This window comes from Streptomyces sp. NPDC006624, assembly GCF_040611555.1.
GTDB lineage: Bacteria > Actinomycetota > Actinomycetes > Streptomycetales > Streptomycetaceae > Streptomyces.
Genome location: NZ_JBEXOM010000012.1, coordinates 139,788 through 159,425, shown reverse-complemented (window position 1 = coordinate 159,425; position 19,638 = coordinate 139,788). Strand labels below are relative to the sequence as shown.

General features: G+C 70.8%; 14 protein-coding genes and 1 pseudogene. 11 read left to right on the top strand and 4 right to left on the bottom strand.

Going from position 1 to position 19,638, the window contains the following annotated elements:
- Positions 1–3: 3 nt before the first annotated feature.
- Together ABZY20_RS22870 and ABZY20_RS22865 are read left to right on the top strand one after the other, a co-directional pair.
- Entirely contained in the window at positions 4–1,026 is a 1,023-nt protein-coding gene (locus tag ABZY20_RS22870) for a GNAT family N-acetyltransferase (protein WP_356443371.1), read from the top strand.
- Positions 1,027–1,409: 383 nt separating this feature from the next.
- On the top strand, positions 1,410–3,386 hold the full coding sequence (locus tag ABZY20_RS22865; RefSeq protein ID WP_356443370.1) for an ATP-dependent DNA helicase: 1,977 nt from the start codon (positions 1,410–1,412) through the stop codon (positions 3,384–3,386).
- A gap of 265 nt (positions 3,387–3,651) precedes the next feature.
- Here ABZY20_RS22865 and lexA read toward each other — a convergent pair whose 3' ends face one another.
- Positions 3,652–4,431, bottom strand: coding sequence for a transcriptional repressor LexA (gene lexA, locus ABZY20_RS22860; RefSeq protein WP_356443369.1), 780 nt, complete (start codon positions 4,429–4,431; stop codon positions 3,652–3,654).
- Positions 4,432–5,051: 620 nt separating this feature from the next.
- Here lexA and nrdR point away from each other — a divergent pair.
- Together nrdR and ABZY20_RS22850 are read left to right on the top strand one after the other, a co-directional pair.
- Positions 5,052–5,612, top strand: a complete 561-nt coding sequence (gene nrdR / locus ABZY20_RS22855) for a transcriptional regulator NrdR (RefSeq protein WP_356443368.1) — start codon at positions 5,052–5,054, stop codon at positions 5,610–5,612.
- Between the two features lie 164 nt (positions 5,613–5,776).
- Positions 5,777–8,662, top strand: a complete 2,886-nt coding sequence (locus tag ABZY20_RS22850; RefSeq protein ID WP_356443367.1) for a vitamin B12-dependent ribonucleotide reductase — start codon at positions 5,777–5,779, stop codon at positions 8,660–8,662.
- A gap of 95 nt (positions 8,663–8,757) precedes the next feature.
- Here ABZY20_RS22850 and ABZY20_RS22845 read toward each other — a convergent pair whose 3' ends face one another.
- Positions 8,758–9,291, bottom strand: a complete 534-nt coding sequence (locus tag ABZY20_RS22845; protein ID WP_356443366.1) for a TerD family protein — start codon at positions 9,289–9,291, stop codon at positions 8,758–8,760.
- Positions 9,292–9,446: 155 nt separating this feature from the next.
- Here ABZY20_RS22845 and ABZY20_RS22840 point away from each other — a divergent pair, with 155 nt between their 5' ends.
- From ABZY20_RS22840 to ABZY20_RS22815, 6 genes and pseudogenes are all read left to right on the top strand, one after another.
- Positions 9,447–10,052, top strand: a complete 606-nt coding sequence (locus ABZY20_RS22840) for a YdbC family protein (RefSeq protein ID WP_356443365.1) — start codon at positions 9,447–9,449, stop codon at positions 10,050–10,052.
- A 129-nt stretch (positions 10,053–10,181) separates the two neighbouring features.
- Positions 10,182–10,841, top strand: a complete 660-nt coding sequence (locus ABZY20_RS22835) for a histidine phosphatase family protein (protein ID WP_356443364.1) — start codon at positions 10,182–10,184, stop codon at positions 10,839–10,841.
- A 12-nt stretch (positions 10,842–10,853) separates the two neighbouring features.
- Positions 10,854–11,759 carry an ADP-ribosylglycohydrolase family protein gene (locus ABZY20_RS22830; RefSeq protein WP_356443363.1) on the top strand — a complete coding sequence of 302 codons (906 nt, stop codon included), beginning with the start codon at positions 10,854–10,856 and terminating at the stop codon, positions 11,757–11,759.
- Positions 11,760–11,985: 226 nt separating this feature from the next.
- Positions 11,986–12,415: pseudogene (locus ABZY20_RS22825) on the top strand (TetR-like C-terminal domain-containing protein).
- A gap of 82 nt (positions 12,416–12,497) precedes the next feature.
- Positions 12,498–13,199, top strand: coding sequence for a ribonuclease HII (locus ABZY20_RS22820; RefSeq protein WP_356443362.1), 702 nt, complete (start codon positions 12,498–12,500; stop codon positions 13,197–13,199).
- Between the two features lie 68 nt (positions 13,200–13,267).
- Positions 13,268–13,888, top strand: coding sequence for a hypothetical protein (locus tag ABZY20_RS22815; protein WP_356443361.1), 621 nt, complete (start codon positions 13,268–13,270; stop codon positions 13,886–13,888).
- A gap of 298 nt (positions 13,889–14,186) precedes the next feature.
- Here the strand turns inward: ABZY20_RS22815 and ABZY20_RS22810 are convergent, their stop codons facing one another.
- The gene (locus tag ABZY20_RS22810; protein ID WP_356443360.1) at positions 14,187–14,801 is read right to left on the bottom strand and encodes a hypothetical protein; all 615 of its coding nucleotides are present in this window, start codon (positions 14,799–14,801) and stop codon (positions 14,187–14,189) included.
- Between the two features lie 323 nt (positions 14,802–15,124).
- The gene (locus ABZY20_RS22805; protein WP_356443359.1) at positions 15,125–17,290 is read right to left on the bottom strand and encodes a RecQ family ATP-dependent DNA helicase; all 2,166 of its coding nucleotides are present in this window, start codon (positions 17,288–17,290) and stop codon (positions 15,125–15,127) included.
- Between the two features lie 142 nt (positions 17,291–17,432).
- On the opposite strand from ABZY20_RS22805, the gene ABZY20_RS22800 reads away from it, so the two are divergent.
- Positions 17,433–19,280, top strand: coding sequence for a DUF4192 domain-containing protein (locus ABZY20_RS22800; RefSeq protein WP_356443358.1), 1,848 nt, complete (start codon positions 17,433–17,435; stop codon positions 19,278–19,280).
- Positions 19,281–19,638: the final 358 nt, after the last annotated feature.

The following is a 19,638-nucleotide window of genomic DNA, read 5'->3' as shown; positions in this document are numbered from 1 at the left end:
TTGGTGTCTCCCGCCGATCCGACCGCCGACACCGGCACCGCAGTCACCACCACGGCCGACGTCGGCTTCCACGCCGAGCCCGGTCTCGGCTCCGGTCCTCATGCCGATGCCCGCCCCGACATCGAGATGGACTCCGATGCCGACGTCGGCCCGGCCTCCGACACCGGGAGCCTTGCCGAGCACGAGGCGGAAGCGGAGCCCACGTCGGACGGGCATGGCGGCGAAGACACCATGGACCTGCATCTCCCGGACGAACTCCTCGCCTTCTTCGCGGAAGGGACGACCGAGCCCGCTCACCACGAGGCGGAGTGCTGCGCCCAGGAACTGGCGTCACTCCCCGCTGCCGACTTCGACTCCGCGTCCGCCTCCGACTCGTCCTCCCTCTCCGTCACCACGTCCCGCACCACCTCCGGCCTCCCGTACGACCGCTTCCCGCACGAGGACCTTCCGTATGACGACCTCCTCGACGGCGTCGGAGACTGGGGGCCGACCGACACACCCGCCGGCGTGTTCCACCTCGTCCCCGTCCGCGTCGAGCGTGACCTTCCGCTCATCAGCCGCTGGATGAACGACCCCGCCGCCGCGGCGTTCTGGGAGCTCTCAGGGCCTCGGGACGTGACCGAGCACCACCTGCGGGACCAGCTCGGCGGCGACGGACGCAGCGTCCCCTGCATCGGCGTGCTGGACGGGAAACCGATGAGTTACTGGGAGATCTACCGGGCGGACCTGGACCCGCTGGCTCGCCACTATCCCGCCCGACCGCACGACACGGGAGTCCATCTCCTCGTCGGTGCCGTAGCCGACCGGGGACGCGGTCTCGGCGGTCTGCTGCTCAGAGCCGTGGCCGATCTCGTTCTCGCGCGGCGTCCCTCATGCGGACGCGTCATCGCGGAACCCGACATGCGCAACACCCCCTCCATCGCCGCTTTCCTCACCGCCGGCTTCCGGTTCTCGGCCGAGGTCGACCTGCCCGCCAAGCGGGCCGCCCTCATGGTCCGAGACCGATCACTTCGGCGACTGATGTAGCGCTGTGTCATCGCGCCATCACTCATTGAACGGAGCCCGCACGGCCGTGGTTCCCGCGCACGGCACATTTTTCTCCGGCCGCCGTTCACCGGCTTCGCACGGCCCTGCCCACTCCGGCCGCTCCCCCCGCCGCCTCCGTCCGCATCCCCTCCCACCCCATTCCCACCCCACTCCCACCCCCTTCTCCGTCCCGTCCCCGTCCCCGCCCGTCCAGGAGCACAGGCCGTGAACCCACCGCACTCCTTCACCTCGACCTCACCTGATGTCTTGGTCGCACGCCCTGTCCTCACCGTGCTTCCGCCCCTCGTCGCCGCCTCGATCGCACCACCCGACTCCGCCGTGATCACCCGTTTGTCAGTGCTGGGTCGTAGGGTGGTCGCGCTATGACGAAGCCCTCACTCCCCGAACTCCTGCACGCTGCCGTCGCTGCCGTCGGCGGTACGGAGCGCCCCGGTCAGGTGGCCATGGCCGAAGCCGTCGCGGAAGCGATCGACGACGGCTCCCACCTGCTGGTCCAGGCCGGCACAGGCACCGGTAAGTCGCTGGGGTACCTGGTGCCCGCGCTCGCGCACGGGGAGCGAGTGGTCGTGGCGACCGCCACCCTGGCCCTGCAGCGCCAGCTGGTGGAACGCGATCTTCCGAGAACGGTGGAATCGCTGCACCCGCTGCTGCGCCGCCGCCCGGAGTTCGCGATGCTCAAGGGCCGGTCGAACTACCTGTGCCTGCACCGCCTCCACGAGGGTGTCCCGCAGGACGAGGAGGAGGGCCTCTTCGATCAGTTCGAGGCGGCCGCGCCCACCAGCAAGCTCGGCCAGGATCTGCTGCGCGTGCGCGACTGGGCCGACGAGACCGAGACCGGCGACCGTGACGACCTCACGCCCGGCATCTCGGACCGGGCCTGGGCCCAGGTGTCGGTGTCGTCGAGGGAGTGCCTGGGCGCCTCGAAGTGCGCCTACGGCGCGGAGTGCTTCGCCGAGATGGCCCGGGAGCGGGCCAAGCTCGCCGAGGTCGTGGTCACGAACCACGCCCTGCTCGCCATCGACGCCATCGAAGGCGCCCCGGTCCTGCCGCAGCACGAGGTGCTGATCGTCGACGAGGCGCACGAACTGGTCTCGCGCGTCACGGGAGTCGCCACCGGCGAACTGACCCCCGGCCAGGTGAACCGCGCGGTGCGCCGTGCCGCGAAGCTGGCCAACGAGAAGGCCGCCGACCAGCTCCAGACCGCCGCCGAGGGCTTCGAACGGCTGATGGAGCTGGCGCTCCCGGGCCGCCTGGAAGAGATTCCCGAGGACCTCGGGTACGCCCTGATGGCGCTGCGCGACGCGTGCCGCACCGTCATCTCCGCCATCGGCAGCACCCGCGACAAGTCCGTCCAGGACGAGGACGCGGTCCGGAAGCAGGCTCTGGCCTCCGTGGAGAACGTCCACGATGTGGCGGAGCGGATCACCAACGGCTCCGAGTGGGACGTCGTCTGGTACGAGCGCCACGACCGCTTCGGCGCCTCCCTGCGCGTCGCCCCGATGTCGGTCTCCGGCCTGCTGCGGGAGAAGCTCTTCGCGGACCGTTCCGTGGTCCTCACGTCCGCGACGCTGAAGCTGGGCGGTGACTTCAACGGTGTCGGTGCCTCCCTCGGCCTCGCGCCCGAGGGCACCGAGGGGGACGACCTGCCCCAGTGGAAGGGCATCGACGTCGGCTCGCCCTTCGACTACCGCAAACAGGGCATCCTGTACGTCGCCAAGCACCTGGCGCGCCCCGCGCGCGACGGGGACCGCGCGGACATGCTCGACGAGCTCACCGAGCTGATCCAGTCGGCCGGCGGTCGCACCCTGGGCCTGTTCTCCTCGATGAGGGGTGCGCAACTGGCCGCAGAGGAACTGCGTTCCCGGATCCCGGAGTTCCCGATCCTCCTCCAGGGGGAGGAGACGCTCGGCGAACTCATCAAGAACTTCGCGGCCGACCCGAAGACCTGCCTCTTCGGCACGCTGTCGCTGTGGCAGGGCGTGGACGTCCCCGGGCCCAGCTGCCAGTTGGTCGTCATGGACAAGATCCCGTTCCCGCGTCCGGACGACCCCCTGATGAGTGCCCGCCAGAAGGCGGTGGAGGAGGCGGGCGGCAACGGCTTCATGGCGGTCGCCGCCACGCACGCCGCGCTCCTCATGGCGCAGGGCGCCGGCCGCCTCGTACGGGCGTCGGGCGACCGGGGGGTCGTCGCCGTACTGGACCAGCGGCTGGCCACGGCCCGGTACGGCGGGTATCTGAAGGCGTCCATGCCCGACTTCTGGTACACGACGGACCGTAACCAGGTGCGGAAGTCGCTGGCAGCCATCGACGCGGTGGCCAAGCAGACGGAAGCCGAGTAAAGGCTCGGGAGGGGGCCCCGATCCGCCGTGCCGACGCCGGGCAAGGAGGGCGCCAGCCGCTCCACGCTCGGTGTCGCCGACCGCCGATCCGCCGATCCGCCGGGGGACGGCCCTCACCGTTCAGCCCGTCCGGGGCGGGCCCGCGCCGGCTTCCCTCGGCGCCCTCACCGCCCCCGGACAGCGCAGGACCCCGGAACCGGCGCAGGGGTTCCGGGGCCCGGTACAGAGGGCGGGCCGACTGGGCCCGCCCGACGCGGTGCGCGGCTCATACGCGGCGCAGTACGGCCACCACCTTGCCGAGGATGGTCGCGTCGTCGCCGGGGATCGGCTCGTAGGCCGCGTTGTGCGGGAGCAGCCACACATGGCCGTCCTCGCGCTTGAAGCGCTTGACGGTGGCCTCTCCGTCGAGCATCGCCGCGACGATGTCGCCGTTCTCGGCGACCGGCTGGCGGCGGACCGTCACCCAGTCGCCGTCGCAGATCGCGGCCTCGATCATCGAGTCGCCGACGACCTTCAGCACGAACAGCTCACCGTCTCCGACGAGCTGGCGGGGGAGGGGGAAGACGTCCTCGACGGATTCCTCAGCGAGGATCGGGCCACCTGCGGCGATGCGGCCGACCAGCGGGACGTACGACGCGGCCGGCTTGCCCGCGGTGTCCGTGGGCTGCACCGAGGCGGCCTGGTCGGAGCCACGCACCTCGTACGCGCGCGGGCGGTGCGGGTCGCGGCGCAGGAAGCCCTTGCGCTCCAGGGCCATCAGCTGGTGCGCCACGGAGGAGGTGCTGGAGAGGCCGACGGCCTGGCCGATCTCGCGCATCGACGGCGGGTAGCCGCGTCGCTGCACCGAGTCCCTGATGACCTCGATGACGCGGCGCTGGCGGTCGGTGAGGCCCGAGCTGTCCGCCCGGATGCCGGGAGGTCGGCCCGGCAGGGAGCGCTTGTGCCCCTCAGGGTTCGTGGCTTCGTTCATCGCATGCACCGGCTCCAGTCGGCCCTGGGAGCGGTCCTGGGCAGTGATGATGGCACTGTCTGCGGTGGTGGTCACGTCGGCCCCTCTCGATGGTCTCCCTGCTGCACAACGGTAGTTGCTTTCGAAAGGTTGCGCCAAACACACGTTCGAGTGAAAAATCGCGAATCATCGGACGCGATCACGTGTCCGGGTGTATTGGCAGCCGCACCGCCTGGCAGGCAAAAGGGTCCATTGCTGTACTCTTCACCGCCGGGATGATCGCCCCGTGGACAGGTGCCCCAGTCTGCCATCCGGCATTCCCCTGCTCTGGGAGCAGCCCTCATTTCTGCGGGAGTCCCACGTCCCCTCCCCGTGGCGCCCACGGTATCTCCGCATGCACCGCAGCGATACGGCTGTGCGGGAAGGGATGCGATCGCGGCGGCCGCGGCGGTGGACGGGAGGCGTTCCCGGGGGCTTGTGGGGCCGGATGAGGGGGACCTGTCGTGTGTCGCCAGGGCCTGTGCGCGCGACACGCGCATACAGCCAGCATGTATGAGCCAATCCCCACATCTAGTGGTTGGATTGCTACAGCAGCCCAGAAGTTGTGGTCCCCCCGGTCTCCGGGCCCATGGTCATCGCCTATGCTGGGGGCTGCTTCGTGGGGCGCAAGAGGCCCGGCGAGGTCATTGAGTCTGCTGTGAGGAGGGTTGGAGTTCATGCACTGCCCCTTCTGCAGGCACCCCGACAGTCGTGTCGTGGACAGCCGTACGACCGACGACGGCACGTCGATCCGCAGGCGCCGCCAGTGCCCTGACTGCTCCCGTCGTTTCACGACCGTGGAGACGTGCTCGCTCATGGTGGTCAAGCGATCGGGCGTCACCGAACCCTTCAGTCGTACGAAGATCATCAACGGCGTGCGCAAGGCGTGCCAGGGCCGGCCCGTCACCGAGGACGCGCTCGCCCAGCTCGGCCAGCGGGTCGAGGAGGCGGTGCGGGCGACCGGCAGTGCCGAGCTGACCACCCACGACGTGGGGCTGGCCATACTCGGCCCGTTGCAGGAGCTCGATCTCGTCGCCTATCTCCGCTTCGCCTCCGTCTACCGGGCCTTCGACTCGCTCGAGGACTTCGAGGCGGCCATCGCGCAGCTCAGAGAAGAGACGGCACGCCCCGGCGCGGACGACGGCGACCGCGAGGACGCGGGTGCGGGGAGCCATGAGGACGACCGCGGGCCCGGAGGGACGACACAGGTCCCCGAGCCCGCAGGCGCCGCCGACTGACAGGCGGGCCGGACCCGGAAGGCAGCTCCGGGACCGGCCGGTCGGCGGCGATGTGAAGACCTGTTGCGGGTCATGTGAGTGGTGCCCGCAGCATCAGACAGAACACCGTGCCACGGGAACAAACGGGGCACTTCAGGGCGTTTTCGCCCGTACAGGGAGGCGGCATGACAGAGACGGCGAGCGGTCCGGCACGGAGTTCCCGCGCCAAGAGCCCCAAGGCGAGCAAGGGCCTGCGTATCGAGCGCATCCACACCACCCCCGGGGTCCACCCCTATGACGAGGTGGCCTGGGAGAGCCGTGACGTCGTCATGACCAACTGGCGCGACGGCTCGGTCAACTTCGAGCAGCGCGGCGTCGAGTTCCCCGACTTCTGGTCGGTGAACGCGGTCAACATCGTCACCAGCAAGTACTTCCGCGGTGCCGTCGGCACCCCGCAGCGCGAGACCAGCCTCAAGCAGCTGATCGACCGCATCGTGAAGACGTACCGGAAGGCCGGTGAGGACCACAAGTACTTCGCCTCGCCCGCCGACGCCGAGATCTTCGAGCACGAGCTGGCCTACGCCCTCCTGCACCAGATCTTCAGCTTCAACAGCCCCGTCTGGTTCAACGTCGGCACCAAGCAGCCCCAGCAGGTCTCCGCCTGCTTCATCCTGTCCGTCGACGACTCCATGGAGTCGATCCTCGACTGGTACAAGGAAGAGGGCATGATCTTCAAGGGCGGCTCCGGCGCCGGCCTGAACCTCTCCCGGATCCGCTCCTCCAAGGAGCTGCTCTCCTCCGGTGGCAACGCCTCCGGCCCCGTCTCCTTCATGCGCGGTGCCGACGCCTCCGCAGGAACGATCAAGTCCGGTGGCGCCACCCGCCGCGCCGCCAAGATGGTCGTCCTCGACGTGGACCACCCCGACATCGAGGACTTCATCGAGACGAAGGTCAAGGAAGAGGAGAAGATCCGCGTCCTGCGCGACGCCGGCTACGACATGGACCTGGGCGGCGACGACATCACGTCCGTCCAGTACCAGAACGCCAACAACTCCGTCCGCGTGAACGACGAGTTCATGACCGCGGTCGAGCAGGGCGGCCGGTTCGGGCTGCGCGGCCGGATGACCGGCGAGGTCATCGAGGAGGTCGACGCCAAGGCGCTCTTCCGCAAGATCGCCGAGGCCGCCTGGGCCTGCGCCGACCCCGGTATCCAGTACGACGACACCATCAACAACTGGCACACCTGCCCCGAGTCCGGCCGCATCACCGCGTCGAACCCGTGCAGCGAGTACATGCACCTGGACAACACGTCCTGCAACCTGGCCTCGCTGAACCTGATGAAGTTCCTCAAGGACGACGGCAAGGGCAACCAGTCCTTCGAGGCCGAGCGCTTCCAGAAGGTCGTCGAGCTGGTCATCACCGCGATGGACATCTCGATCTGCTTCGCGGACTTCCCGACCCAGAAGATCGGCGAGAACACGCGCGCGTTCCGCCAGCTCGGCATCGGCTACGCCAACCTCGGCGCCCTGCTGATGGCCACCGGCCACGCCTACGACTCCGACGGCGGCCGCGCCCTCGCCGGCGCCATCACCTCCCTGATGACGGGCACGGCGTACCGCCGCTCCGCCGAACTCGCCGCCGTCGTCGGCCCGTACGACGGCTACGCCCGCAACGCCGACGCCCACAAGCGCGTCATGAGTCAGCACTCCGACGCCAACGACAAGGCCGTCCGCATGGACGACCTGGACACCCCGGTGTGGGCCGCCGCCAGCGAGGCCTGGGGAGACGTGCTGCGCATCGGTGAGAAGAACGGCTTCCGCAACGCCCAGGCGTCCGTGCTGGCCCCGACCGGCACCATCGGTCTCGCGATGTCCTGCGACACCACCGGTGTCGAGCCCGACCTCGCGCTGGTCAAGTTCAAGAAGCTGGTCGGCGGCGGCTCGATGCAGATCGTCAACGGCACGGTGCCGCAGGCCCTGCGCCGCCTCGGCTACCTGGAAGAGCAGATCGAGGCGATCGTCGCCCACATCGCCGAGCACGGCAACGTGATCGACGCCCCGGGCCTCAAGCCCGAGCACTACGAGGTGTTCGACTGCGCCATGGGCGAGCGGGCCATCTCCCCGATGGGCCACGTCCGCATGATGGCCGCGATCCAGCCGTGGATCTCCGGCGCCATCTCCAAGACGGTCAACATGCCGGAGACGGCGACCGTCGAGGAGGTCGAGGAGATCTACTTCGAGGCCTGGAAGCTCGGCGTCAAGGCGCTCGCGATCTACCGCGACAACTGCAAGGTCGGCCAGCCGCTCTCCGCCAAGAAGAAGGAGGAGAAGAAGGCCGAGGAGCCCGCCGCCGTCGAGGCCAAGGTCGAGAAGGTCGTCGAGTACCGCCCGGTCCGCAAGCGCCTGCCGAAGGGACGTCCCGGCATCACCACGTCCTTCACCGTCGGCGGTGCCGAGGGCTACATGACCGCCAACTCCTACCCGGACGACGGTCTCGGTGAGGTCTTCCTGAAGATGTCCAAGCAGGGCTCGACCCTCGCGGGCATGATGGACGCCTTCTCCATCGCCGTCTCCGTCGGCCTCCAGTACGGCGTGCCGCTGGAGACCTACGTCTCGAAGTTCACGAACATGCGCTTCGAGCCGGCGGGCATGACGGACGACCCGGACGTGCGGATGGCGCAGTCGATCGTCGACTACATCTTCCGCCGCCTGGCGCTGGACTTCCTGCCCTTCGAGACGCGTTCCGCCCTCGGCATCCACTCCGCAGAGGAGCGCCAGCGGCACCTGGAGACCGGCTCGTACGAGCAGACCCTCGGCGAGGAGGAGGTCGACGTCGAGGGCCTGGCCCAGTCGGCGCCGCGCGCCCAGGAGCTGAAGGCCGTCTCCGCGCCGAAGCCCGACGAGGCGGCCAAGCCCGCCCCGCAGCAGGCCCACACCAGTGCCGAACTGGTCGAGATGCAGCTGGGCATCCAGGCCGACGCCCCGCTGTGCTTCTCCTGCGGCACGAAGATGCAGCGCGCCGGTTCCTGCTACATCTGCGAGGGCTGCGGCTCGACCAGCGGCTGCAGCTGACGCCGAGCGCCTGACCGCATGACAGAGGGGCACCGCCTTCGGGCGGTGCCCCTCTCGTCGTCGCAGGCTCCGGACGGCGTCCCGCCCCGCAGGGCTCACGACCGGTGTGCCGCCCCCATCGTCCTGGTGAAGTCCACCGGGTCGCCCTCGAATCCCCGCAGGCCGGGACGGAAGGACCACGGGCCCGAACCGTCCCGGACGAACTCGGCGACCGTCGTCGCGGTCGCCCCCAGGACGCCGCCGAAGTCGTCCTCGGCCAGGACGTCGTACCCTTCGCGGATCCTCAGCCCGGGGTTGACCACGCTGACGAACGTGCGCTCGGCGGGACGCTGCTGGATGACGACACCGACCACCACGCGCGCGTAGCGGGCGTCCAGCCGGTGGAGCTCCAGGGTCATCACCTCGTCGAAGCCGAAGCCCTGGCCGTCCTTGCTGTCCCGGTTGAGATAGATCGTGCCGTCGGGCGAGCGGCTGTCGAAGTGCACCACGTACGCGGGATCGCCGTGCGGGTCGTCCGCAGGATAGGTCGCCGCGACGAGATCCAGATCGGTGGACGGCTGCCCCGCCGGACTGGGATCCCACCGCACCGCGATCTCGACCTTGCGAAGCCCCTTGTTGAGCCCGTCCACCGAAGTCCCCTTCCCCGTACCGACCCGTCCGTTCGCCCCAACTGCCGGGCACTCACGGCTGTTTGTCCATCCTGCCACGCGGGCGGGTGCGCGCGGGGCGGAGCGGTCCAGCCGAGAGTGACCGGCGCCACGCTCGCTGGCCTTACCATGGCGCGGTGCTGGTCAAGTGGATTCGCTGCACCGTGGTGGACCGCCGTGGGTTCGAGCGGGGGCAGCGGAAGTGGGCGGGGCTTCTGGGGGAGCCGGGGTTTCGCGGGCAGGGGGGTGGCTGGAGCCGGAGGCGACCGGACGTGGCGCACATCTTCGCGTTCTGGGAGAGCCGCGCCTTCTACGACTCCTTCATGGCGAGGTCCCACGACCGGCTCGCGTCGGCCCAGTCGGGCACGTTCAAGGACGCCCAGGTCAGGCTCTTCGATTACCGCTTCGACGTGAAGACCGGTTTCGAGCCGCGCTTCGCGGACGCCGACCTGCTCAGGGTCGCGCTCTGCCGCGTCCACGAGGAACGGGCCGAGCACTTCGTGCTGATGCAGGAGAAGGTCTGGAACCCGGCGATGGCCGGTTCACCCGGCATGGTGCGCGGGCTGTTCGGTGAGGCGCCCGGGAACGAGTACCTGGTGCTTTCGATGTGGCGGTCGGCCGCCGAGCACGGCAAATACCGCACCGAGCGGGTGGAACGGCTCGCCCTGAGGGCCCAGACGGAGGCCGACGTGGCGGCGCTCACCGGGGATGTCGTGGACATGGAGACGACCTGGACCGTGTGATCGCCCTTCGCGCGCGGGTGCGACCGGAGGCCGCGGAAATGTGATCCGCGGTGCGGGATCTGTGTGACCTACGCTGTATGGGTACGGTCCGGGTGCTCGACGGGCCCTCACCCGATCTAGGGTTTTGGCATGGCACGACCACGGCGCATCGTCCTTGTCCGGCACGGCGAATCAACGGGCAATGTTGATGACTCCGTTTACGAGCGTGAACCCGACCACGCCCTGGCGCTCACCGAGCGCGGAAAGCGGCAGGCAGCGGCGACGGGGGAGCAGCTGCGCGAGCTGTTCGGGCATGAGCGCGTCAGCGTCTACGTCTCCCCGTACCGCCGCACGCACGAGACGCTGCGCCAGTTCCACCTCGACCCCGGGCTCATACGGGTGCGTGAGGAGCCCCGGCTGCGGGAGCAGGACTGGGGCAACTGGCAGGACCGCGACGACGTCCGCCTGCAGAAGGCCTACCGGGACGCCTACGGCCACTTCTTCTACCGCTTCGCGCAGGGCGAGTCCGGAGCCGACGTCTACGACCGGGTCGGCGGCTTCCTGGAGAGCCTCTTCCGCAGTTTCGAGGACCCCGACCACCCTCCGAACGTCCTCATCGTGACCCACGGCCTGGCCATGCGGCTGTTCTGCATGCGGTGGTTCCACTGGACGGTGGCGGAGTTCGAGTCGCTGTCGAACCCCGGGAACGGCGAAGTGCGGATGCTCGTTCTGGGAGACGACGGCAAGTACACGCTTGACCGGCCGTTCGACCGCTGGCGAGATCCCGAACCGTACGGGATCACCGGATAGAGTGGCAGGGCGATGACCGCTGACTCCTCCCCCGACGTGCGCCTGGACCGCGCACTCGCCGCCCTGCGCGGACTGTCCGTGGGGGACGCCCTGGGCTCCCAGTACTTCGTGCCGGTGAACTACCCGCTGCTGAAGAGCCGCGAGGTCCCGGACGGGCCGTGGCAGTGGACCGACGACACGGAGATGGCCTGTTCCGTCGTCGCCGTCCTGGCCGCCCACCAGCGCATCGACCAGGACGCCCTCGCCCGGTCCTTCGCCGAGCACCACGACTTCGACCGGGGCTACGGCCCCGCCGTCAACCGCCTGCTGCGGCTCGTCCGGGAGGGCGGTGACTGGCGTGCGCTCGCCGCCGGGCTGTTCAACGGACAGGGGTCCTGGGGCAACGGCGCCGCGATGCGGATCGCCCCGCTGGGCGCCTGGTACGCGGACGACCCGGAGCAGGCCACCCACCAGGCGGAGATCTCCGCATACACCACCCATCAGCACCGGGAAGCCGTCGTGGGCGCCATGGCCGTCGCTGCGGCCGCCGCTTTCGCCGGGGCGCCGGGCGGAGCGCCCGGTGCCGAAGCCCTCCTCGACGGGGTCATCGACCTGGTGCCCAAGAGCGCGGTCGGTGCGGGGCTGCGCCGGGCCCGGGACATGCTCGACTACGGCGACGCGGCCACGGTCGCCGCGGTCCTGGGATGTGGGCGGCGCACGACCGCCCACGACACGGTGCCATTCGCCCTCTGGTCGGCCGCGCGAAGCCTCGGCGACTACGGGAAGGCGTTCTGGACGACCGCCCAGGCCGGCGGCGACGTCGACACCACCTGCGCCATCGTCGGCGGGGTGATCGCCTCGGGGAAGGCGGGGACCCCGCCCGCCGAGTGGGTGGAGCGGACGGAACCGCTCCCGGAGTGGGTGCCGGCATCGGCCTAGCGTGGCCGCACCCGCCGCAGATCACGAGGTGACCGGAACTCTCTGTGTCCGGTGGGAACTCTCTGTGACCGCCCGTGCGTTCTCGTGGCGTCCGGTGTGCGAGCCGTCCAGCCGCACACGGACGGCGGCGTCAAGTTGGGAGTTCGAAGGGGGGTGGCCATGGGAGTCCTGAAGCGTCGCCGCCGGCGCCCGGGCCGGAAAGGCGGCCGTCCACCGGCGATGGCCCTTGGAGGAGGACCTGGTCGCCGATGCCCTGCGTGCCGGGCTGCCGCACTTGTACGCGGTGCCGGGCGAGGGGAGGGTGCGCGAGGACCTCTTGTTGCTGTGTCTGCGGGCCGCGACGCGAGGTTCTCCCGCCCGGTCCCGCTCTTCGCTCGGTGGTTCACGAATGTGACACGAGGCAGGCGGAGCGCTTCCATGCCGTGGTCTTCGAGTGTGTCGTGGAGTCCACCATCAGGATGCTGCGGACAGTCATCGATCGTGGGATCGCGCGGGGTGAGGTGCGAGCGGGCGCCGCCGACGGATACGTCATCGATGCCATTCCGGCCATGATGATGTACCGCTCCAAGGTGTGCGGCTGCGAATGGGGAGACCGGGAAATCGAGGACATGATCGACCAGTTGACGGTTCCGCTGCTACGGCCGGAGGGCGGCTGACGCGTGTGGTCCGGGGCCGTGGCGTCGGGGAGGCGGCCCGGGGTGTCGCGGGTGGTTCGGGGCGGCGTAATCTAAGGGCGCCATGCCGTACGAACCGCCTACTCACACCGTCGAGCGCTCCCTTCGAGCCACGACCGGAGCGAAGATCGTTGCAGGTGTCGACGAGGTGGGGCGCGGCGCGTGGGCCGGTCCCGTCACCGTCTGCGCTGCGATCACCGGGCTGCGTCGGCCGCCCGAGGGCCTCACGGACTCGAAGCTGCTCACCATCAAGCGACGCACCGAACTCGCCGAGGAACTGCGGAAGTGGGTGACGTCGTACGCCCTGGGGCATGCCTCCCCCGAGGAGATAGACGACCTGGGGATGACGGCCGCGCTGCGGCTGGCGGCTGGGCGGGCCCTGGAAGCCCTGCCGGTCCGTCCCGACGCCGTCATCCTCGACGGCAAGCACGACTATCTCGGGGCGCCCTGGCAGGTCCGTACGGTCATCAAGGGCGACCAGTCGTGCGTGGCGGTCGCCGCGGCCTCGGTGATCGCCAAGGTTCAGCGCGACAAAATGATGGCCGAACTGGGTATCGACCATGCAGACTTCGGTTTTGCGGACAACGCCGGGTATCCCTCACCCGTGCACAAGGCCGCACTGGCGGAGCGGGGCCCCACCCCCTACCACCGCTTGTCGTGGGCGTATCTTGATGCGCTGCCCCGGTGGCGGCACCTCAAGAAGGTCCGCAGCTGGGCGGGCGGAGGCGTTCCGGAGGTCGAAGGTCAGCTGGGCTTCGATTTCTGACGGTTTCGTTCGCACACATGCGCCACCCGCTGACGCGGGCCGTACCAACGTTTGATAAATATCAGCCCATGCCTCTCATTCCCGAGGAGCCTCAGATTCACGAGAGTGCCCAGGGTCCCCGCGCCACGCCGGCCAGCGGCCGCACCGCGCCGACCCCTCGCCCCGTACCCGGCCCCCGTCCCGCGGCTCCGTCGCGTCCCGGTCGTCCCGGCCCTCTGCGGCCCGCGCCGCCGGTGCAGCGCACGCCGCGCGAGGTGGCCGCCAAGCCCGGTCCTTCGGGCCCCGCCGCCGCTCCGGCCACCCCGCAGATCCAGCTGATCCCGGCTTCCGCCGAAGGCGCGCTCGACGCCGCCGAGGAGGCCGTGGACCTGCTGCTGGACTCCGGTCGTGCCCCCGGCGACGTCCTGGTGATCACGACCGGCGAACAGCACCCGTGGGCCACCCACGAGCTGTCCTTCGGTGAAGCCTCCTACTGGGCCCAGCACGACGCCCGTGACGACGTCTTCTACACGGACGCCTCCGTCGCGGCCCGCGCCGCGTCGCGCCCGGTGGTCGTGGTCGCCGTCAACGGCGGTCCCGAGGACGCGGCCGCGAACGCCCTGCCCCTGGCCCACTCCCGGGCTGGCGCCCTGCTGATCGTCTGTGGCGACCCGCAGCGCATCAACTCGGTGCTGGGTGCGGGCGTCTGAGTCGCTGCCGTAGCACCCGCCCGGGCGCCGCGGGATGACTTCAGGTGCCGCGTCGGCGGCCCCCGTGCAGCGGGCGGTCCGGCCTGCCCGTACGGCGGGACGGTGTGGGCTCGGCCGGGCTGGAACCGGCGCCGATCAGCGGTGCCGGAGCGCTGTCCCGCTGTCCGCACCGGGTGCCCGGCGTAGGCGTCATGGTGTGCTGCGTGCTGCGTGCTGCGTGCTGTGTGCCGTGCGCTGGGCGCGGCCCCGGTTCCTCGCGGAACGGTCTGCGTCTTCTTGCGGACGGTCTGCCCCGGCCTCAGCGTGCCGCGGCTGCGCGGCGCAGTATGTCGGAGGTGGCGCCACCGGTGCGCGGGGGCGGTGGCGGTGCCTCCGAGGTGGCGAACGGCTCCGGTGCCGAGGCCGAGTGAGGGCGGCGTCCGCCGCGGCCCTCGCCCAGGACCTGCCAGCCGTCACGGGTCAGGGTGATGTACGCCCCGCACCGCAGCCCGTGCAGGGTGCAGGCATCCCGCAGTCCCCACATCCACGCGCCGTCCTCCTCCGTCCAACGGGCGTCGCCCTCACGGCAGTAGAGCAGCACCGCCGTGCGCACCGGCGTACGGCGCCGCAGGTCGTGCGGGATGACCCGGCGCAGCTGCGCCAGCAGCACGTTGCGGAACATCCAGCCGTCGGCGGGTGCCGGGCGGCGGACGAAGGAGGCGCTCGCCCGCAACCGCTCGTCCGGGTCGAGCACGGCGATGACAGCGGTCGCCGGCTGCGGATGGTGCCGGGCGTGCAGTCCGCTGACCACCTCGCGGGGGTTGCGCAGCAGTGGGATCCCGGCGGCGGCCCATTCCGCGGGTTCGAGCAAGCGGTTGGCGGAAGCGGCGGACGTCGACGCCGCTGCCGAGGCCGGAGCGAATCCGAAGGTCACGGTCCTCCCTTCGGCTACGCGCCCACACTGCGGGCGGGGTCGGATTCCTGGGAGCGCGCACCGCAGCGAAGCCCAGCCGGAGCGGCGGACGAGCCGTGCGGGAGCGGACCTCAATTCTTCCTGTCGAACTTGGATGCGGCAACGAGCAATTGAGGCAGCCGACCGTTATCAGATGGTGCGCGGCTAATATCCCCGCCCGGTGTGCCGCCGGAACGCCCATGGGGCGTTCGAGCACGACACGTTCGTACGTCACGGGAAGGCGCGGCGTCCAGAGGCGTGCGCGAGAGACCGGCGCCGCGTGCCCGGTAACAGACGGCGGGATGTCACCCCTGCACCGCCAGCACCAGGGGCAACACCCCCTGAGCACCGCATCGTCGGAGCAGGCGGGCCGCGACCGCGAGGGTCCAGCCGGTCTCCGTGTAGTCGTCCACCAGGAGCACCGGGCCCGGGGCCTCGGCCAGGGCGGACGACAGGGCCGGCGGCACGGTCAGCGCCCCGTCGAGCGCCTTCAGCCGCTGGGCGCTGTTGCTGCGGGGACCGGTGTGCGCGTCACCGGTGTACTCGACGCTGCCCAGCAGTGGCAGCCGGCCGATCTCCGCGATGCGCGCGCCCAGCGAGTGGATCAGCCGGGGCCGGGTGCGGGAAGCCACGGTGACGACGCCGACCGGGCGCGGCGGTGCGTCCGGAGCGCCCGACGCCCAGCCGCCGGGGCCCTTGGCCCAGTCCGCGAGCACGTCCACCACAGCCTTGGCGACATCATCGGGAACCGGTTCGTCGGGGGCCTGGGGCGCAAGCATGGGACGCAGCCGGTTGCCCCAGCCGATGTCCGTCAGGCGGCCCAGAGCGCGTCCGGGCGCGGCCTGTTCGCCGACCGGGATACGGCCCTTGAGATCCACTCCGATCGCCGGGAGTCCGGTCGGCCACATCCGGCGGGGCTCCACCTCGACACCCGCCCGGCCCAGATCCACCCGCGCGGCGACGAGCGCGTCCTCGGAGGTGTCGGCGGTGAAGCGGGGCCCCGCGCAGTTGTCGCAGCGGCCGCACGGCTTGGCCGCCTCGTCGTCCAGGCGGCGCTGCAGGAACTCCATGCGGCAGTCCGCCGTCGACGCGTACTCGCGCATGGCCTGCTGCTCGGCCTCGCGCTGCCGAGCCACCCACGCGTACCGCTCGGCGTCGTACGTCCACGGCTGCCCGGTCGCGATCCAGCCGCCCTTGACCCGCTGGACGGCTCCGTCCACGTCGAGGACCTTCAGCATCGTCTCCAGACGCGAGCGTCGCAGCTCCACCAGGGGCTCCAGAGCGGGCAGCGAGAGGGGCTTCTCCGCGTGTCCCAGGACGTCGAGCGTGCGGCGCACCAGGTCCTCCGGGGGGAAGGCCAGCGAGGCGAAGTACTTCCAGATCGCCTCGTCCTCCTTGCCAGGGAGCAGCAGCACCTCGGCGTGCTCCACACCGCGTCCTGCGCGGCCCACCTGCTGGTAGTACGCGATGGGGGAGGAGGGCGAGCCGAGGTGCACCACGAAGCCCAGGTCGGGCTTGTCGAAGCCCATGCCGAGAGCGGAGGTGGCGACCAGCGCCTTCACCTTGTTGGCGAGCAGGTCCTCTTCGGCCTGCTGGCGGTCGGCGTTCTCGGTCTTGCCCGTGTACGAGGCGACGATGTGCCCGCGCTGACGGAGGAACGCGGTGACCTCCTCGGCCGCCGCCACGGTGAGCGTGTAGATGATTCCCGAGCCCGGCAACTCGTCGAGGTGCTCAGCGAGCCAGGCCATCCGGTGAGCGGCGTCCGGCAACCGCAGCACGCTCAGGCTCAGGCTGTCCCGGTCCAGCGGCCCGCGCAGGACGAGTGCGTCGGAGCCGCCGCCGGTGCCGAGCTGTTCCGCGACGTCGGCCGTGACGCGCGCGTTGGCCGTGGCGGTCGTCGCGAGCACCGGCACGCCCGGTGGCAGGTCCGCGAGCATCGTGCGCAGCCGACGGTAGTCGGGCCGGAAGTCGTGGCCCCAGTCGGAGATGCAGTGGGCCTCGTCCACCACGAGGAGCCCGGTGGCGGCCGCCAGCCGGGGCAGCACCTGGTCCCGGAAGTCGGGGTTGTTCAGCCGCTCCGGGCTGACCAGCAGGACGTCGACCTCGCCCGCGGCGATCTCGTCCTGGACGGCCTCCCACTCCTCGGTGTTGGACGAGTTGATGGTCCGGGCGTGGATGCCGGCCCGGGCTGCCGCCTCGACCTGGTTGCGCATGAGCGCGAGCAGCGGGGAGACGATCACGGTCGGACCGCTGCCTCGCGCCCGCAGCAGCGAGGTCGCCACGAAGTACACCGCGGACTTGCCCCAGCCGGTGCGCTGGACGACGAGAGCACGGCGTCTGTCGGCGACCAGCGCCTCGATCGCCCGCCACTGGTCCTCGCGCAGGCGGGCGGCTCCCGAAGCGTCGCCGACGAGACGGGCGAGGACGTCATCCGCGGCGGCTCGGAGATCCGCGTTGCTCGTGTGTTCCATGCGTTCCATACAACAGGACGCGACTGACAGCGGGTGCGCTGCCTGTGGACAAGGCGGCTGCGCGTCGACTGCGTGTCGTGTTCCTGATCGAAGTTGTCCACAGGCAAAAGCGGAGCTTTGCATTCCGCGAGATCGTCTTCGCATGACGAATCACGGCGAAACGACTGGATCCTCTGAAAACGGCGACATCGCCGGGTCCGGGGGAGACAAGGCGCACAGGGCATACAAGGAGCACAAGACCCACGAGGTGCACGAGGGCGAGGCCTACAAGGTGCATGGGGGCGAGGGGCACGAGGTGCACACGGGCGAAGGACGCGGGAAGCGGGGGAGCGGCCCGACCGGGCTCCATGTCCCCACCCCGTCGCGCGACGGCCACGGCGGCGAGCACCAGGTCACCCTGCGCACCCCTGCCGAGCTGGCCGACGCCCTGCCGTATCTGCTCGGCTACCGACCAGAGGACAGCATCGTTTTGGTCGCCTTGCACGACAAGGACGGCCACGGCCGGTTCGGTGGCCGGGCTCGTCTCGGTATCCCCGCGAACGCGGACGACTGGCCGTCCGCTGCCCGCCAACTCGCCCAGGGACTGATCAAGGGCAGCGAGCGCCGAGGGGCGCGGCCCGAGTCGATGGTGGCCTTCCTGTGCCAGGAGCCGGAGAAGGGCCAGACCGGCCGGCAGGTCATGGAGCGGCTGAGGCCTCTGGCCCAGAACTTGCGTGTCGAATGCGGTTCTCAGGACGTGGTGGTGGTCGAGGCGCTGTGCATCTCGGAAGGGCGCTACTGGTCGTACTGCTGTGACAACCCGGTCTGCTGCTCACCAGAGGGAGCATCCATGGGTCTGCCGGGCACCTCCGTGCTCGCCGCGGCTGCCACCTACGCCGGAATCCAGGTCCGCGGCAGCCTGCGCGAGCTGAGGGCCAGGCTCCAGCCCTGGGAGAACGCCGCCGCACTCGAGCAGGAGACCGCCCTGGACGCCGCGAGCATGGCGCTGGTCCCCAGGATCCTCGACGAGGCGGGCCGCACGGAGGTGGCCGACGAGACGCTGGCACTGGCCGAACGGATCCTCAACCGCCTGGCCGGAGCCGAACCCGTCTCCGGCATGCTCCTTGCGGACATCCGCGACGACGAACTGATCGGCCACGACGAGGCCGCCCGCATCGTCCTCGGCCTCCAGGACCGCACGACCCGCGACCGCGCGGCCGAGTGGATGGAGGGAGACGAGGCCGGGCACGCCCTGCGCCTGTGGCGGTCACTGGCCCGCCGCTGCGTCGGACCCTACGGTGAACACGCCGCCGCCCCGCTGACCCTCGCGGGCTGGGTCGCCTGGTCCACGGGGGACGAACTGGAGGCCCGCGAAGCCCTGGCCATGGCTCTGGGCGCGGATCCCGACTATCTCTTCGCGCGGCTCCTGCACCAGGCCTGCAACGAGGGACTCGACCCGGAAACGATCCGCAGGTGCCTGCGGACGGAACGCGAGGGGCGGGGGAGCGGGACCGTGGGCAGCAGCCCGGACGCTGAAGCAGAGGCCGAGGAGCGGGCAGAGGCGGAGACAGACGGACCGGTGGCCGGTAGGCAGGGGGAAGACGCTGCTGACGGGCTGAAGCCGGCCGCGCCCGCGGCCCCACCGGCAGGGACGCCGTCACGCCGCCGACGTCGCCCCCGTTCCGCTGGTGGCTCCATCCCTGCTCTCGATGCCACCCGCGGTCGTGTCCGCGCCGCGAACCGTGACCCGGGCAGGCGCAGCACGTCCGCCCGCCGTACGCCGACCGGGGCCGCACGCCCCGCCGGTGCCGCGGAAGCAACCACCCGCCCTGGCCGGGGGACAACGGCCAGCACCGCCCGGCCGGGGATCGCACGCACAGACGGCCCGCGTGCGCGTGCCCCGCGTGAGGCCGCCCTGTCACCCCGGGACACCGGACAGGAAGGCTTGCGGCCCGGCCACGGCACCCCCGGCCACGGCACCCCCGGCCACGGCACCGAGGGACAGGAGTGAGGACCCGGCAGGTATCGGCGCGTAAGGGGCCGAGCCGCCGGCGTGACCCGGAGCGGGTCCCCACCGTTCACCTGAGTGGCGGAACGTCCGGACCGGCCGTGACGCCGCACTGCCCCTGTCCCGTCGGAGCCCTCCGATACCGGTACCGAACCCGACCCAGGCGCACAGAGCGCAGAGGAAGCCCTCCCATGCATCAGCCGACTCCGCCCTGCACAGTCGCCGACGACCGTCATGTCCCGGGCGGGACCCCGCCGTCCGCCGGAACGGGCCGGGGCCTGCCCGGAGCCGGTCCGCCGTGGCCCGGTGACTCGGGCATCCCGGTGAGGCCCGTGGCGCGGATCGACGGCTTCGGCCCCAG

Bases quoted from the DNA above. Each gene is read 5' to 3' on its own strand.
- ABZY20_RS22865 (WP_356443370.1), top strand. From the start codon at position 1,410: ATGACGAAGCCCTCACTCCCCGAACTCCTGCACGCTGCCGTCGCTGCC.
- nrdR (WP_356443368.1), top strand. From the start codon at position 5,052: ATGCACTGCCCCTTCTGCAGGCACCCCGACAGTCGTGTCGTGGACAGC.
- ABZY20_RS22850 (WP_356443367.1), top strand. From the start codon at position 5,777: ATGACAGAGACGGCGAGCGGTCCGGCACGGAGTTCCCGCGCCAAGAGC.
- ABZY20_RS22835 (WP_356443364.1), top strand. From the start codon at position 10,182: ATGGCACGACCACGGCGCATCGTCCTTGTCCGGCACGGCGAATCAACG.
- ABZY20_RS22830 (WP_356443363.1), top strand. From the start codon at position 10,854: ATGACCGCTGACTCCTCCCCCGACGTGCGCCTGGACCGCGCACTCGCC.
- ABZY20_RS22820 (WP_356443362.1), top strand. From the start codon at position 12,498: ATGCCGTACGAACCGCCTACTCACACCGTCGAGCGCTCCCTTCGAGCC.
- ABZY20_RS22815 (WP_356443361.1), top strand. From the start codon at position 13,268: ATGCCTCTCATTCCCGAGGAGCCTCAGATTCACGAGAGTGCCCAGGGT.
- ABZY20_RS22805 (WP_356443359.1), bottom strand. From the start codon at position 17,290: ATGGAACACACGAGCAACGCGGATCTCCGAGCCGCCGCGGATGACGTC.
- ABZY20_RS22800 (WP_356443358.1), top strand. From the start codon at position 17,433: ATGACGAATCACGGCGAAACGACTGGATCCTCTGAAAACGGCGACATC.